The sequence below is a fragment of the Nocardia asteroides genome, assembly GCF_900637185.1.
In the GTDB taxonomy this organism is placed as follows: Bacteria; Actinomycetota; Actinomycetes; order Mycobacteriales; family Mycobacteriaceae; genus Nocardia; species Nocardia asteroides.
This window is the reverse complement of the sequence record NZ_LR134352.1, coordinates 3,705,612-3,722,233: the sequence shown is the minus strand read 5'-3', so window position 1 is coordinate 3,722,233 and position 16,622 is coordinate 3,705,612. Positions and strand designations below refer to the sequence as shown.

Annotated in this window: 5 protein-coding genes; 2 read left to right on the top strand and 3 right to left on the bottom strand. The window is 71.3% G+C overall.

Annotation, left to right across the window (positions count from 1 at the left end):
* The first annotated feature begins 33 nt into the window (after positions 1-33).
* Entirely contained in the window at positions 34-1,038 is a 1,005-nt protein-coding gene (locus EL493_RS17435) for a Gfo/Idh/MocA family protein (protein ID WP_019049090.1), read from the top strand.
* Here EL493_RS17435 and EL493_RS17430 read toward each other — a convergent pair.
* From EL493_RS17430 to EL493_RS17420, 3 genes are all read right to left on the bottom strand, one after another.
* Positions 1,021-2,061 carry an alpha/beta hydrolase gene (locus EL493_RS17430; RefSeq protein WP_019049089.1) on the bottom strand — a complete coding sequence of 347 codons (1,041 nt, stop codon included), beginning with the start codon at positions 2,059-2,061 and terminating at the stop codon, positions 1,021-1,023. The two genes, EL493_RS17435 and EL493_RS17430, sit on opposite strands and share 18 nt — an antisense overlap.
* Positions 2,058-4,208 (bottom strand): thioester reductase domain-containing protein, encoded by a 2,151-nt coding sequence (locus tag EL493_RS17425; protein ID WP_019049088.1) that lies wholly within the window; start codon positions 4,206-4,208, stop codon positions 2,058-2,060. Before EL493_RS17425 ends, EL493_RS17430 begins: the two co-directional genes overlap by 4 nt.
* A 623-nt stretch (positions 4,209-4,831) precedes the next feature.
* Positions 4,832-15,067 carry a type I polyketide synthase gene (locus tag EL493_RS17420; RefSeq protein WP_022566627.1) on the bottom strand — a complete coding sequence of 3,412 codons (10,236 nt, stop codon included), beginning with the start codon at positions 15,065-15,067 and terminating at the stop codon, positions 4,832-4,834.
* A 194-nt stretch (positions 15,068-15,261) separates the two neighbouring features.
* Between EL493_RS17420 and EL493_RS17415 the strand changes: the two genes are divergently transcribed.
* A complete protein-coding gene (locus EL493_RS17415; protein WP_019049087.1) occupies positions 15,262-16,590 on the top strand; it encodes a cytochrome P450 in 1,329 nt (442 codons plus the stop codon).
* Positions 16,591-16,622: the final 32 nt, after the last annotated feature.

The following is a 16,622-nucleotide window of genomic DNA, read 5'->3' as shown; positions in this document are numbered from 1 at the left end:
ACCGTATTCGGGCACCGGTGTTACCGTCGGGGCGTGACCGAAGATCCGCGTCCCGCGCTCCGCATCGGTGTTCTCGGCGCCGCCCGCATCGCCCCCGCCGCGGTGATCGGTCCGGCGCGGCGCAGTCCGGAGGCGACGGTCACCGCGGTGGCCGCCCGGGACCGGACCAGGGCCGAGCAGTTCGCCCGCAAGCACGGCGTCGAGCGGGTTTTCGGGGACTACCAGGACCTGCTGGACTCCCCCGAGGTCGACGCGGTCTACATTCCGCTGCCCAACGGTCTGCACGGACGCTGGACGCGCGCCGCCGTGGCCGCGGGCAAGCACGTGCTGTGCGAGAAGCCGTTCACCGCCAATGCCGAGGAGGCCCGTGAGATCGCCCGGCTGGCCGCCGATTCCGGCCTGGTGGTGATGGAGGCGTTCCACTACCGCTACCACCCGCTGATCCGTGCCGCCGAGGAGATCGTGGCCTCCGGTGAGCTGGGCACGCTGCGGCGGGTGGAGACCGCGCTGGCGTTTCCGCTGCCGCTGTTCTCCGACATCCGCTACGACTACGACCTCGCCGGTGGCGCGCTGATGGACGCGGGCTGCTACGCCGTGCACATGGCCCGCGTCCTCGGCGGCGAGGACCCGGAGGTGGTGTCGGCGCGGGCGAAACTGCACGGCGACCGCCGGATCGATCGCGCCATGTCGGCCGAGCTGCGGTTCCCGTCGGGGCACACCGGCCGGGTGCGCTGCTCGATGTGGTCGGCCGACGTGCTGCGGATCAGCGCGACGGTTGTCGGCGACCGCGGCCGGATGCGCCTGCTCAACCCGGTACTCCCGCACGCCGGACATCTGCTGGCAGTGCGCTCCACGGACGGCACGCGGCTGCGCCGGTTCCCGCGCAGGCCGTCCTACGACTATCAACTCGACGCCTTCGCCGACGCGGTCCTGCGCGGCGCACCGGTGCCCACCACACCGGACGACGCCGTCACCACCATGGCCGTCATCGATGACATCTACCGGTCCGCGGGCCTGCCACTACGCGTGCCCCGCTGACCGCTCGTCGAGGAAGTCGACGATGTGCCCGAACACATCCAGCGCCGCGCCGCGCCCGATGAACGTGTCCAGGTGTCCGTAGGAGGGGATCTCGGTGTAGCGGACGTCGAGCGCGGGCGCCCGGGTCGCGAGCACATCGCGGCACAGCCGGTTGGAGTCGAGCCAGGTCTGGTTGCGGCTGCCCGACAGCAGCAGCACCGGGCAGTCGATGCGATCGGCGCGATCGAGCGAGTTCTCGGGCAGCGCCCGGTAGCGGTCGTCGTCGAGGTTCCAGCGGACCACCGCGTGCGCCATCTCCATCTGCCGCAGGTGGGGCAGCAGCGACAGCGGGATCGGGCCGAACAGATCGGCGAGCCGGTCGTGGGTGCGCGGGTCGAGGTGATCGTGGGCGAACAGTTCGGCGCCCATGCCCCAACCGTGGTGGACCATCCGGCAGGTCGGGTCCGGGCAGTCGCCCTTGCGGGACAGCGCCGCGTAGAGCAGGGTGCGGCGCGACCACAGGCCGACCTTGCGGAAGTCCGATTCGAGGTGGCCGACGCGGGAGCCGAGCAGTTCGCTGCCGACCAGCACCCGCGCCCGCGTCGAAGTACTCACCTTCGGAGTGAGGAACACCCCCTGGGCCACGACCCCGGCCAGTCCGGGCAGCAGTCCGGCGGTCAGGCTCTGCGCCAGGGCCAACGCGCCGACGCAGTGCGCGACCGCGAACAGCGGACGCTCCCCGATCCGGTCACGGATCTGGGCGACGGCGGCGGGCAGGTCGTAGAGCGCCACGTCGTCGAGGGTGTAGGGCGGGCCGGAGACGTTGTGCGGCAGGGCCCGGCTCCCGCGCCAGTCGAGCAGCCAGGACTGGTATCCCGCGTCGGTGAGCACATCGACGAGGCTGCGGACCTCGTCGAGGGCGAACATCTCCGCGGAGACACCGTGTCCGTGCACGAGCAGCACGGCAGGTGCGTCTGCCGGGCCGACGCGGCGCAGCCGCAGTTCCGCGCCGTCGGCGGTGCGGAACGGGAACGTGTCGGTCATCGGCGGTCCTTCCGCAGGGCGCGACGCAGGTCGAGCAGGTCGAGACCGACCCGCAGCATCGGCTCCATCAGGCTCTTGCCCAGTTGTCCGCCGAACCAGCTCAGCCACAGCATCTTCGCCAGCCGCCGTTGCCGTTCGGGCAGCGCCGGGTCGATCTCGATGCCGTCGATCTGGTCGGGCAGGTAGGTGTGCATCGGGACGCTGACCTCGCCGGTGTAGGTGGCGGGTTCGCCGGTGCGCCCGATCTCGACGACCTGGGTGCCGAGCTGGCGGACGAACCGTCGGCGGGCGGCGGCGAACTTGTAGCCGGTGAGCCACCAACTGTCGCCCGCGCTGCTGCGCAGGGTGAGCTGGTAGTGCATGATCGGGTGCCGCAGGTCGTCGGGCAGCGGGGTGCCGTCGTGCGGGCGGACGGTGGCCGTGCCCTCCACCGACAGTGGTTCATGGTGCAGGGCTGGGCAGGTGAGGTCGCCGCCGACTTGCAGCGTCCGTGCGGCGAAGATCTGCGCGCTGTTGGCCACCGACAGGGTGAGCCGCAGATCGCACGCGGATTCGATGGTTTCGCCGGTCCGGGTGACGGTGCCGGCGAGGGTCTCGTGGAAGCGCAGGTACGGGTGCTCCCCGGGTGGGGTGGGCAGCGCCGCGAGCATGCGGGCACGGCCGGACCCGGAGGTGTTCGGGGTGGGCAGACCTCGTGCGGCGACGAAGGATTCGGTGCGGGTCGCGGTGGCGGGTGCCGTGTCGACCATCGCGGCCAGTTGCCGCCGGGCGACCGGGCTCTGCAGCACCTGCGCCAGCGGTTCCAGCTCCGTCGCCTGCTCGGATCTGATCGCCGCGACGACCTCCTCGGCCCATTGCTCCCAGTGCTGCACACGCACGCCCAGGCCACCGACGGTGGTCTCGGCGAGGATCTGGTCGAGGGAGGTGGCGGGTCCGGTGAGGTGATAGGTCTGCCCCCACGCACTCGGCTCGAGGACGATCTCCGCGGCGGTGCGGCTCACCCAATCGACCGGGGCCGCGTTCAGATACCGGAAGCCGGGCACGGTGCGGAACCGCAGCAGCGCGGCGCTGATCCCGGTATTGAGGTCGCGCGGATTGTGCGCCCCGGTCTCCGGGTGCCCGCCGATCCCGCCCGGTCGCAGGACGGTCACCGTGAGCCCGTGCTCGCCTGCCCGCCGCAGCACGGCCTCTGCCGCCCATTTCGATCGGTCGTAGCCGATCGGCAGGTCCGCCACGTTCGCGGTGGGCGCGTCCTCGGCGAGCGTGCCGGCTCCCGAACCGTTGAACACCGCGAGCGAGGAGATGTGGTGCACGGGCTTGGGCCGGGTGGTGCAGGCCAGCTCGGCCAGGGTCAACGGGCCGAGGACATTCGTCCGGCGCAGCGAAGGGTAGCCGCGCAGGAAGTCGACGGCGGCACCGGCATTGACGATCGAATCAACCTCGGCGGCAAGGGAATCCCAGCGGTCACCGTCCAGCCCGAGCCGGGGTTCGCGCAGATCACCGGCCAGCGGGGTGACCCGGCGCAGCACCTCCCTGGACCAGGGCAGCGCGTACTGCCGCAGCGACTGCTCGAGCCGCTGCGCCGCGGCGGTGTCGTCGACGGCGCGGACCAGGCAGACGACGTGGGCGTCGCTGTTGCGCAACAGGTCGAGGAGCAGGTGGCTGCCGAGGAAACCGGTCGCGCCGGTCAGCAGAATCCGGCGCGGAGGGGTCCGCGGTGGTGCGGGGACCACCGGCAGGCGGTCCGCGCCGGCCAGGTCGGCGAACAGCAGGGCGAGGTCGTCGGTATCGGTCGACTCCGGCGTATTCGTGGTCGCCACCGCGCCGTCCGACGCGTCCCCTTCCGCGCTCCGTGCCCGCACGATCGCGTCCCGCGACCCGACGGTCGAAGGGTCGACTGTGTTGTCGCTCGTCGGTTCAGCCGACCCGGCCTGGTCGAGCGGGTACTGCCGCTCGGGGTGATCGGTGAGCCAACGGTGGGCGAGCCGTCGGGGCCGGGCGTCGAAGAAGACCATGTCCAGGTCGAGGTGGATGCCGAGGTCACCGGCCAGGGCGGCGACGAATTCGACCGCGGCGACGGAGGTGCCGCCCGCGTCGAAGAAGTCGGTGTCCTCGGCTACCGGCGAGGTGGTGAATCTACTCGCCACCGAGGCGATCGCTCCCGCGAGGTCCGTCGGGTCGACAGGTCTGCGCGAGTCCGTGTCGATCCCAGCTCGCGGAGCGATAGAGCGGTCAGCAGCCGAAACCCTGTTGAGTTCAACCGGTTCGAGCCCCTGCTCAGGAACCACGAGCTCATCCGACTGCACGGTGTTCCGGGAACTGTCGACACCGATCCGAGCCAGTAGCGCCGTGACGTCCCTACTTGTTACTCCGCTCTCGCCGAACGATCCGTCTTCGGCCGACACCGGCTCGAAGGCGACCGGTCCGCCCGCTCCGGCGAGCAGCGGATCGATATCCGCACTCGTCCCTCTGCCTTCGCCGGGCGCTGCGGCTTCGCTCGACACCCACTCGGACGCCATCGGTCCGCCAACTCTCGCGAGCAGCGCATCGACATCCTTGCTCGTCCCTCGGCTCTCGCCGGACGATGCGCCTTCGCCCGATGCTGACTCGGAGGCGATTGGTCTTCCTACGCGGGCGAGCAGTGCGGCGACATCAAGTCCGGCATCACCGCGTTCGAGCGACTCCGCGCGGGAGCGCCGGTCCACCGCGGACAGCGGCGTCGGCTCGTGCTCGGCGGCCGACGCCCGGTCGACATCTGGCTGATCCCGCATCACGCGATCACCTCCGTGTTCTCGGCAGGGCTGTGCCAGGACCGGAACTCGCGCAACCGGTTCGGTGTCACCACCGTCTTCTGCGGACCGTCCCAGTTGTCATGCCCGTGCAGCCGGGCGGCCAGCCGCCGGGCGGGAGTGTTGCGGGCGGTGTGGTCGACCGTGAGGTGGACCGTCGAGCAGCCCAGGGTGTCGGCACGGTCGGCGATCCAGCCGAGCAGGCGCTCCTCGATGCCGCGGCCGAAGGCTCGGCAGCTCAGGTGCCAGCCGGTGACGTGCAGGGTGTCGCCGTCGTCGCGGACCGACAGGACCGAGATCAGCCCGTAGTCGCCGAAACGGTCACGGGCGGTCGCGGTCCACACCTCGTCTTCGGCCCGGCGGCGGTCGAAATCGTCGACGGTGACGGTGCCGAGCGCGAATTGGGTGGTCCGCCGCACGAGCTGGTGCGCCCTGGTGAGGGTCGCGTCGGTGAGCGGTGCGATCTCGACGCGCAGGTCCAGGTCGGCCAGGAACTGCTCGAATTCCGTGGTGGCGCGCGCCCGGTCACGAGCGGATTCCTGACGGTAGAAGTCGGCCCGCACCCGGTCCTCGACGGTGGCGGCCAGGGGAACCAGCGGCCACAGCCGGGTCAGCAGCACTCCGATTTCGGTTGCGGGCGGGCAGGTGACGGACAGGACCTCGGGGTGTTCGCTGCGCATCCGCGCGATCTCGACGGGATTGTCGTCGAGGTAGCAGAAGGTATCGAGGCCGAGCCCGAGACTATCGGCGATCGATGCCAGCCGTTCCGGTTTGCCCGCCCACCCCGTCGACACGGCGGCGAAGTCCGCGTAGCGCAGGGGACTGTCGGGCCGGTCGAGCACGGCGCGGACGATGTCGTCGTCGTTGTTCGTCACCAGGACGAGCAGCGTGCCCGCCGCGCGCCACTGTCGCAGCCGCGTCGCCACCGCTATCCGGGCCGCGTCGAAACCGACTCCCTCGGCACCGACTTCGCCCGCCGTTCCGCTCCACAGGGTGTCGTCGCCGTCGACGGCGATCACCTTGGGCGCGGGTTCGGTGATCGCGGTGATCGTCGCGATCAGGGTCAGCGCCACCGCGGCTTGGAACTGCGGAGTGAAGGGCAGGTGCGCGAGGATCTCGGTGCGCTCGTCGAACACGTCGTCCACGGGATGTGTCCGGGTGATCGCCGCGGCGTCCAGCACCGCGACACCCGGTTCCTCGCGCAGTCGTTCCGCGACGCGCTGCTCCCATGCGAGCAGCCGCCCCTGCCGCGACGGCAGGAAGGCGACGATGATCGGTCGTCCCGTCCTCGCGACGAGATCGGCGACCGCCGAGGGGAATTCGTCGGCGAGTTCGGCGAGCAGCGTGTCGGACAGGTCACCGAAGCGTTCGAGGTCCACGCCACGCACGAGCACGACACCCACATCGGTCGAGGCCTGGGCGAACACCCCCGACGGGTCACGCAGGCACGACAGCACCTGGTGATACGGCGGCTCGGCGACGGTGAGCGCGCGCTCGGTCGACGCCGCCGCCAGCAGTTCGGGCAGATGCCCCACGGCGAAGGTCGCGGCCACCGCGACGCGGAGTCCCGAATTCTCCTGTTGTGCGGCACCTTCCGCGCGGGCGGGCGCACCGGGGTCGGCGACCGCCGCGTCGACGACCGTCAGGTAGTCGCGGCCGAACTCGGCGCAGGACGCGGCGTCGATGATGTCGGTGTTGTAGGTGAACCACACCTGGTCGGTGTCGGGCAGCACCGCCACCATCAGGTCCAGATCGGAGAAGCCCGTACTCACCGGGACGAGCTCGGCGCCGGTCACCGCGGAGTTGGCGCGCAGATAGTTGAAGTAGACCTCCACCATCGGCGCGTTGTCCCGGTACAGGCCCTCCCCCGCCAGCGCGGTGAGCACGTCGGCGAAGCCCGCGCCCGGCACGAGCAGGGTGCGGAGCCGGTCGCCGGTGCGGCGCAGTACATCGGTCACCAGGTCGTCGTCGGCGACCAGGGCCGGGAACGGTACCGGCACACCGAAATACCCGACCGCGCCGCTCGCGTCGGCGTGCATGCGGGTGTCCACCGGGACCGCGAGCGCGAACCGGTCGACCTGGGTGCGCCGGGCCAGCGTGATCGTCAAGGCCCCGAGGAAGACCGCCGCCGGCGTGATGCCCAGCTCCCTGGCGCGCTCGGCGACCCGCTCGTGCAGACCGGCGGGCAGATCGAGCGCGATCGCCGCGCCGCCGTAGCCGCGGGTGGCCGGACGAGGCGCGGCCAGCGTCAGATCCAGTCGCCGCGCGCCCGCGAAGGCGGCCTGCCAGCGGCCGGTGGCGGTGTCGTCGCGCCGGGTGGTCTGTGCCGCGAGCAGCTGGTGCAGGTCGCGGTTGGTCGGTGTGTCGTCCAGGGGTGCGCCCGACAGGTCGGCGGCCAGTTCTCCCGCGACGAGCAGCATCGACTGCACGTCGCTCATGGCGTGATGGGCGCCGAACAGCAGCAGTTGTCCGGCGGCGGCGTCGAGGAGTTCGAAGCGCCACAGCGGCCCGGTCGTCAGGTCGAACGGCGCGGCCATCAGTGCCCGGAAGTGCGCTTCGGCCACGGTGTCGTCGAGGTGGTCGACGGCACGCCAGGTCGCGGCGATCGTCACGTCGCGGTGGATTCTGACTTCCCGACCGGATTCGGTGCCGGCGTGAATCGTGCTGCGCAGGGCGGCGTGGCGCCGGGCCAGCCGGGCGAGTGCCCGATCGAGTTCCTCCAGGGTCACCGGCGTGGGCACCCGCACGGCGACTCCGCCGGTCTGCGCCGCGCTCGGAATACCGAGCTGTTCGGTGCGCAACAGCCGCATCATGTCCCTGGTCACCGGCAGCACCTCGACCTCCGGCACCTCGGTGGCGTCGGTCGCCGCGCCGGCGGGTCCGGTCTGCCGGGTGACCTCGTCGACGAGATACCCGGCCAGGTCGGTGAGGTTCTGTTCGGCCAGGATGGTGCCCAGCGGCACCGCGATCCCGGTGTGCTCGCGCACCTTGTTGCGCAGTTCCACCGCCATCAGCGAATCCAGGCCCAGACTGTGGAACGACGTGTCGGTGGCGACCTTCTCGGCACCGGTGTGCCCGAGCACCTCCCCCGTCCACGCGGCGAGCGCCGCCGTCGCCGACCGCACGGCATCGGTGCGGGACGCGGCGCGCAGTTCCTCGGCGAACCGCGACCCGACCACGGTGTCGCCGGTGGCCCGGTCGGCCACGGCGCGACGCGGCGCCCGGCGCACCAGGCCGTGCAGCAGCGGCGGCACCGCAGGCGAACGGCGCAGCACCGCGGTATCGAGCAGCAGCGGCACCACGAGCGGATCACCCTGTGCCAGTGCGGCATCGAAGCACGCCATGCCGTCGGCGACGGAGAACGCGCGTACACCGGCGCGAGCGATCCGGGCGATGTCGGCGCGCGCCAGATGGTCGTGCACATCGACATCCCAGGCGCCCCACGCCAGCGACTGCGCGGGCAACCCGAGCGAGCGGCGATACACGGCCAGCGCGTCGAGGTAGGCGTTCGCGGCGGCGTAGTTGGCCTGACCCGGCGTGCCGAACAGGCCACCGGCCGCCGAGAACAGCACGAAGAACGACAGCGGACGGTCCGCGGTGAGCTCGTGCAGGTGCTGCGCCGCATCGACTTTCGGACGCAGCGCGGCCGTCAGCTGTGCCGGTGTGAGCGAGCCGACGGTCGCGTCGTCGAGCACCGTCGCCGCGTGGACCACACCAGCCAGCGGCAATCCGTCCAGCAGGGCAGCCAGCGCGGACCTGTCGGCGAGGTCGCATGACGCGAACCGCACCCGCACACCCCGCTGTTCGAGATCGGCACGCAATTCGACGCCACCGGGGCCGTCGATGCCACGCCTGCTCACCAGCACCAGATCGCGAGCGCCGTAGGCGTCGGCGAGGTGCCGGGCCAGTGCCGAACCCAGACGGCCGGGCGCGCCGGTCACCAGAATTGTCCCTTCCCCCAGCGCAATCCGGCCCTGCGGTGCCGTCTCGGCGAGCCGGGCCAGGCGCGGCACGTGTACCGCACCCGCGCGGACGGCCACCTGCTGTTCCCCGGTCACCAGCACCGCTGCGAGATCCACGGTGGGGTCGGCGGAGTCGACCAGGACGATCCGTCCCGGGTTCTCCGACTGCGCCGACCGGACGAGACCCCACACCACCGCGCCGGCGGGATCGGGAACCCCTGCCTCCGCGTCGGTGACCACGGCGCCGGAGGTCCGCACGACCAAGGTTGCCCGCTCGAACCTGTTGTCGCCGAGGAACTTCTGCAGGTTTGCCAGAGTTCGCTGCGCTGCCTCGTGCACCGCTTCGGGCGATCGCCCCTGTGGGACGGTGAGCACCAGCGTGTCGGCACGAACCGGGTCGAGCACCCCGTGGCCTGCCAAGCCGTGGGAGTGGCCTGCGGAAGTAGCCTGCGGGTCGGAGCCGGCCGGGTCGTCAGCATTAGCCGAAGCGGCGGCTGCGCCGGTGCCTGTGACGACGTCGTCCCAGGCTGCCACCGCCAGCCGGTCCCGGCCCGCCGCAGCCGCGCCCGGCGTGGTGCTGCCCGGCCAGCCGTCGCCGACGAACCGGGCGCCCGCGATATCGGTGGAAGGACTGTGGCCCGCAGTGGATTCCGTCGCCCTGGTCCAGGTCAGCCGGTACAGGCGGCGGAAGGCCGGCGCGAGCGAGGCGGCATCCCACTGGCTCGGCTCGACCGGACGCAGGAGCAGCGAACCCACCGACACCACGGGCCGACCGGTGCGGTCGGTGGCCGACAATGCCACCGTGTCCCCCGAGCGGGTCAACTGGACCCGCAGCGCCGTGGCACCGGTCGCCGAGAGAACCACATCAGACCAGGCGAACGGCAGCAGCGCATAGTCACCCTCACCGGCGAACAGTGCCGTGGCGTGCAGCGCGCCGTCGAGCAGCGCCGGATGGATGCCGAATCGCGCGGCGTCCCCGTGCGCCTGCTCGGGCAATTCGACCTCGGCGAACAGATCGTCACCGCGCCGCCAGACCGCACGAACACCCTGGAACACCGGACCGTACCGGTGACCACGCGCCGCCAACCGCGAGTAGAGGTCGCGGACATCCACGGGCACGGCATCAGCGGGCAACCAGCCGGCCTCATCATCCGGCTCCACGCGATGACGAACAACGATGCCGCGCAGTTCCTCCGCGACCATGCCCTCGGCGTGCAATGTCCATTGCGCGTCGGGTTCCTGCTCGTCGCGGCCGAAGATCCGCACCGTTCGTCGATTGTCGGCATCGGCCCCACCGACGACGACCTGGATCTGCACCGAAGCACGCTCGGGTACGAGCAATGGCGCGCGCAGCACCAGTTCCCGCACCACCGGGCAGTCGACCTCGTCGCCCGCCCGAACGGCCCATTCCACCAGCGCCGCACCGGGAACCAGCACCGCAGCGGGACCCGCGTGATCGGCCACCCACGGGTGTTGCGCGCGCGACACCTTGCCGGTCAGCGTCACGCCCTCCGAATCCGGCTGCGGGACAACAGCACCCAGGACCGGATGGTCGATGTCGTCGAGGCCGAGCGCACCGGTGTCGCGGTGCGCGCTGTCGGTCCAGAACCGCCGCTCGTCGAACGCATAGGTGGGCAGGTCGACATGACCGCGCTCGGGGACCAACCGCGACCAGTCCAGATCGTGCCCGGCCGCGTACAGCGCCGCCTGCGACCGCGCCAGACACGTCGGACCGTCCTCCTCCCGCAGCAGCGACCCGACCGCGATCACCTCGCGCCCGGTGCCCTCGGCCACGGCCTGCACGGCCGCGGTGAGCGAGGGATGCGCACCGAGTTCCACGAAATAGCGGTACCCGTCGGCGACCATCCGTTCGACCGTCGCCGCGAAACGCACGGTCTCGCGCGCATTGCGGTACCAGTACTCGGGCCCGGCCACGGTGCCGGTCATCGGTTCTCCGGTCACCGTCGAATACCAGGGCACGACCGGCGTTTCCGCGCCGAGGCCGGTCAGGTGTTCGGCGAACGGCGCGCGGATCTCCTCGATGATGCGGCAATGCCCGGCCAGACCGGGCCCCGACGCACCCAGCCGGGTGTAGACACCGGCGGCGTCGAGCGCGGCCAGCAGCTCGGTCACCGCGGCCTGCTCCCCCGCCACGATGGTCGAGCGCCGCACATTCACGGCGGCGATCGACACGCGGCCGTCGTAGTCACGCAGCCTGGTCGCGACCTCGGCCTCCGGCAGCCCGATCATCGCCATGGCCGCCGGTTCCTCGATGTCCTGCATCAACCGGCTGCGGGTGACGACGATCCGCGCGGCGGCATCGAGCGCGAGCGCGCCCGCGCAGTAGGCGGCGGCGATCTCACCCTGGCTGTGCCCGATGACGGCGTCCGGCACCACGCCCGCCGCGCGCCAGGTCGCGGCCAAGCCGGCCATCGTCGCGAACAGCAGCGGCTGCACCACCGGGAAGTCGAGCAGATCGGCGGTGGTCATGGCGCTGAGCCGGTCGAGCAGCGACCAGCCGAGCAGTGGCCCGAAAGCCTTGTCGCACAGCTCGAATTCCGTCCGGAACGCGGTATCGGCGACGAGCAGATCACGCGCCATTCCCACCCATTGCATCCCCTGCCCCGGGAAGACGAACGCGGTCTTCCCCGAGGTGAGCACCGGACCGGCACCGACCACCACGTTCGCCGACGACCGGCCGTCGACCAGATCCCGCAGCGCCGCGACCATGCCGTCCCGGTCGGCGGCGACGAGAACCGCGCGGCGCTCGAACGGCGTGCGCTGCACCACGAGCGCCCGCGCGACCTGCCCGGGCTCCAGCGTGTCGTCCTCCAGTACCCGCGCGAGCAGCCGCTCGGCCTGCCCGCGCAGCGACCGTTCGCTGCGCGCGGAGATCGGCAACAGGCGCACGGTCTCACCACCGGGCTCTACCACCGGCTCGGACTCGGGCGCGGCTTCCTCGAGGATCAGGTGGGCATTGGTGCCGCTGAGCCCGAACGCGCTCACCCCGGCCCGGCGCGGCCGGTCACCGCGCTGCCACGGGGTGGTCTCGGTCTGCACGGCCAGTCCGCTGGTCGCCCAGTCGACGTGCGCGGACGGTGTCCGCACATTCACCGTCGCCGGAATGCGCCCGTGCTGCAGGGCGAGCACCAGCTTGATCACGCTCGCCACACCCGCCGCCGCCTGGGTGTGCCCGAGATTCGACTTCAGCGACCCCACCCCGAGCGGCCGTCGCGGATCCCGCCCCGGCCCGTACACCCGGGCCAGCGCGCGGGCCTCGATCGGATCGCCCAGGGCCGTGCCGGTGCCGTGCGCCTCCACATAGTCGATGTCGTCGGGCGCCAGCCCCGACACCCGCAGCGCCGACCGCAGCACCTGTTCCTGCGCAGCGCCGTTGGGTGCGCTCAATCCCTGGCTGCGGCCGTCCTGGTTGACGGCGGATCCCCGCAGGACGGCCAGGATCCGGTCGCCGTCGCGGCGCGCGTCGGCGACCCGCTTGAGCAGCACCATGCCCGCGCCCTCGGCCCACACCGTCCCGTCGGCCTCGGCGGAGAACGGCGCGCAGCGCCCGGTCGGCGACAACACGCCCAGACGGCACAGCTCGATGTGCGCGGTCGGTGACATGAGCAGGGTGGCGCCACCGGCCAGCGCGAGATCGCACTCCCCCGCCCGCAGTGCCTGCATCGCCAGATGCATGGCCACGATCGAGGAGGAACAGGCCGTGTCCATGGTGACGGCGGGACCGTGCAGACCCAGCGTGTAGGAGATCCGGCCCGAGGCCACACTCGGCGAAAGCCCGGTACCCACCTGCCCGTTCAGCTGCTCCGGCGCCGGATCGGCCAGGTAGCCGGTGCTGTATACTCCCAGGTAGACGCCGGTGGCACTGCCGTGCAGGGTGCGCGGATCGCGGCCGGACCGTTCGATCGCCTCCCATGCCAGGTGCAGCATCATGCGCTGCTGCGGGTCCATCACCGCCGCTTCGCGCGGTCCGATGCCGAAGAAGGCAGCGTCGAAGCGGTCGATCCCGTCGACGTAGCCGCCGCGGAAGGTGTAGGCCGTGCCGGTCGCGGTCGTATCCGGGTTGTAGAGGCCGTCGATGTCCCAGCGGCCCGGCGGCACGTCGCCGAGCCCGTCGCGCCCACTGTCGAGGAGCTGCCAGAGCGCCTCGGGCGAATCGGCCGCGCCGGGGAAGCGGCACGACATGGCGATGATCGCGATCGCGTCGTCGGACTCGACATCCACCCCCGGCGCTTCCGCGACCACCGCCTCGACCCGCACTGTTCCGGTCAGCACCGCCGCGACACCGTCGATCGTCGGATGGTCGAAGAACAGGTTCGTATCGATGAACCGGCCGACGAAGTCCGACAGGTCGACGACCAGCTCCACCAGATCCGCCGAACCCAAACCGAATTCGACCAGCGGCCGGTGCACGTCGACCCGCTCCGGATCCAGCACCGCCTGGCGGGCGATGTTGGTCACCAGCCAGTCGCGCACCGCCTCGGCCGACAGCTCCGCCGCGGGTTCGGCCGACGCCACGGGCTCCTGTGCCGCCTCCTCGAACTCGTCCTCCGGCGACCGCATCGGCGCCGCCAGCAGCGTCAGCAGCTCACCGGACAGGTAGGCGGCCCGGCACGCCGAGCGCTGGATCTTGCCGCTGCTGGTCTTGAACACCGTCCCCGGCCGGATGAGCAGCACCGCGGCCAGGGTGAGGCCGTGTTCGGTCGCGACCGCGGCGCGCACCGCCCCTTCGATGGCCGTCAGCTCGGCCGGATCGGTGCTCTTGACCTCGGCGACGACGACCGGCTGCTCCCCGTCCACCCCCGGATCGGCGGAGAACGCCGCCACACACCCGGCCCGCACCGCATCGTGCGCGGCCTCGACGGTGGTCTCGATGTCCTGCGGATAGTGGTTGCGCCCGTCGACGATCACCAGATCCTTGCGCCTGCCGGTCACGAAAAGCTCACCGCCGGAGAGGAACCCGAGATCACCGGTCCGCAGGTACGGCCGGTCGTCGCCGGGTAGCACGGCCCCGAACACCTCGGCGGTGGCATCCGTGTCCCGGAAGTACCCGGCCGCGACGCTCCCACCGGCGACCCAGATCTCCCCCTCCACGCCGTCGGCGCGTTCGACACCGGTCTCCGGGTCGACGATCGCCAGCGACATCCCCACCGCCGCCGACCCGACCCCCACCAGTTCACCGCTGCCCACCGTGACGATCGACGGCGCGGCGGTGGTCGACGGCGCGGTCACGATCAGCGTCGCCTCGGCCAGACCGTAGACCGGTTGCTGAGCGGTCGCCCGGAACCCCGCGCCGGCGAAGGTGTCGGCGAACCTGCGCACCGTCCGCGCGCGAATCGGCTCGGAGCCGTTGAACGCCACCCGCCACGAACTCAGGTCGAGCCCGTCGAGATGCTCCGGCGGGATCCGCCGCACACAAAGCTCGTAAGCGAAGTTCGGGCCGCCGCTGGTGTGCGCGCGATAGGTGGAAATCGCCCGCAACCACCGTTCCGGCCGTTGCAGGAAGTGCAACGGCGACATCAGCACCGAGTTGGCGCCCAGGTAGACGGTGTGCAGCAGCGGCGCGATCAGGCCCATGTCGTGATACATCGGCAGCCAGCTGGCGAACAGCGCGCCGTCCCAGGACTCGACCAGGCCCCGGTCGTGCCCGAGCCCGGCGGCGAGCGCACGCTGATTGTGCAGCAGATTCGCGTGAGTGAGCACCACGCCGCGCGGTGCGCTCGTCGAACCCGAGGTGTACTGCAAAAACGCCACCGAATCCGGGTCCAGATCCGGTTCCCGCCAGCGCAGCGCCGCCGCGCTCGGCAGATCGTCGGTCGACAACCACGCCACCCCGGCCAGCTCCGGGATCTCCGCGCACAACGCGGCCGATTCCGCGACGACCCGCTTCGGCGCCAGCACGATGTCGACCTCGGCGTGCGTCACCATCCGCCGCAATCGCCGCAGCGACCGGTTGTCCCACTCCGGCAGCGGCGCGGGCACCGCCACCACCCCCGCCACCAGGCAGCCGAAGAACGCCTCGGCGAATTCCGGCCCGGCCGGATACAGCAGCAGCGCCCGGCGCGGCGCGGAATCCTGCAGCACCGCGCCGATCGCCCGCGCCCGTACCCCTAGTTCGGCATAGGTCGATTCGCGCACCGCACCATCGACGTCGCCATTGTCCAAGAACCGATACACCACCTCGGCCGGCCGATTCTCGACCTGGGCGAACAATGTGTCGACGAAAGTGTTGCGCACGTACTACGTCCTCTGACCGTGAAACCCACTGACTGCGCCCACAATAGCGGCCATGCGAGTCTTCAGCGGGAGTCGTGAACATCGACTACGTCATGGTGAGCCCCGAGAATTGGGGGCATCGAGTATTCGACATGTCTTGCTACAACGGCATTTTCGCGATTGCGCATCGAGCGACCAGCCGTGAGGATGGCTGAGTGCCCGACACCGTGACCTCGCTCCGCGACCTGCCCCGACTACCGCTGCGCCGGCTCGGCGAACTCGGCGGATTGTTGCGTCCCGGCACCCACCGTTCACCGCTGCTGGAATTCGGGGAACGGTTCGTCGTGACACCGCCGGGATTTCCCACGATGCTCGTCACCCACGAACCCGGCGACGTGCGCGCACTGTTCGCCAATCACGACGATTTCTCGATCGGCCAGGTCCTGAGCCGTTTCTCCAGCCACGACGTGATGTTCGGCAAGCAGACGATGATCTTCCTCGACGGCGAGGAACACCGCAGCGAACGCAAACATTTCGCGCCCCCGTTCCAGACCGCGGCGCTGCGCTCCTACGAGGAGCTGATGGTCGAGGTGGTCCAGCGAGAGCTGCCGAACTGGCCGGTCGGTGAGCCGTTCGAGTTCCTGACCGCCGGCTACGACCTGGCGATCGGCGTGCTGCTCGGCGTGGTCTTCGGCGATGTCGCCCCCGAGCGGCGCGACCGGCTGCGCGACGCCGTGCGCGCCTGGTTCGGCGAGATCGAGAGCCGGGGCTTCCTCGCCGTCACCCTGATCACCCCGTTCATCGGCGGCCTCACCATCCCCTACCCGCCGCTGCGCCGCCGCCAGAACGAGGTCGACGCCGTCATCATCGAGGAGATCACCGCCCGCCGCGCCGACCCCGATCGCGCGAGCGCCCGTCGCGACGTCCTCGCCCGCTACATCGGCACCGACCAGGACCGCCACGACGACGCCGCCCTGGCCCGCAACATGCGCGGCATCCTGCTCGGCGCCTACGAAACCACCGCGATCACCCTCGGCTGGATCGCCGCCATGCTCGCCGCCGACCCCGCCGCCCTGGCCGAAGTCGACGACGCCGTCGACGCCGGCGACACCACCCGCCTCGACACCTACCTCGACGCCGTCGTCGCCGAGGTGATGCGCTTACGCCCGGTCTCCCCCTTCACCGGCCGACGCGCCCTGCGCGACACCGAGATCAACGGCATCGCCATCCCCCGCGGCGCCATCGTGATCGTCCCCATCCTGCTGATCCACGAATCCGAACGCCACTACCCCGACCCCCTGGCCTTCCGCCCCGAACGCTTCCTCGACCAGCGCCCGAGCACCAGCACCTGGCTCACCTTCGGCGCGGGCGCCCACCGCTGCCTCGGCGCCCAGTTCGCCCTCGCCGAGGCCCGCATCCTGTTCCGCACCGTCCTCGAACACCGCCGCATCGCCCCCATCCCCGGCCCCATCGAACCGCCCCGCCGCTACCACACCGGCCTCAGCCCCGCCGACAACGCGCGCATCACCCTGCTCCCCCGCTGACGCCGTCGAACGGCCACCGATAAGGTTGCCGA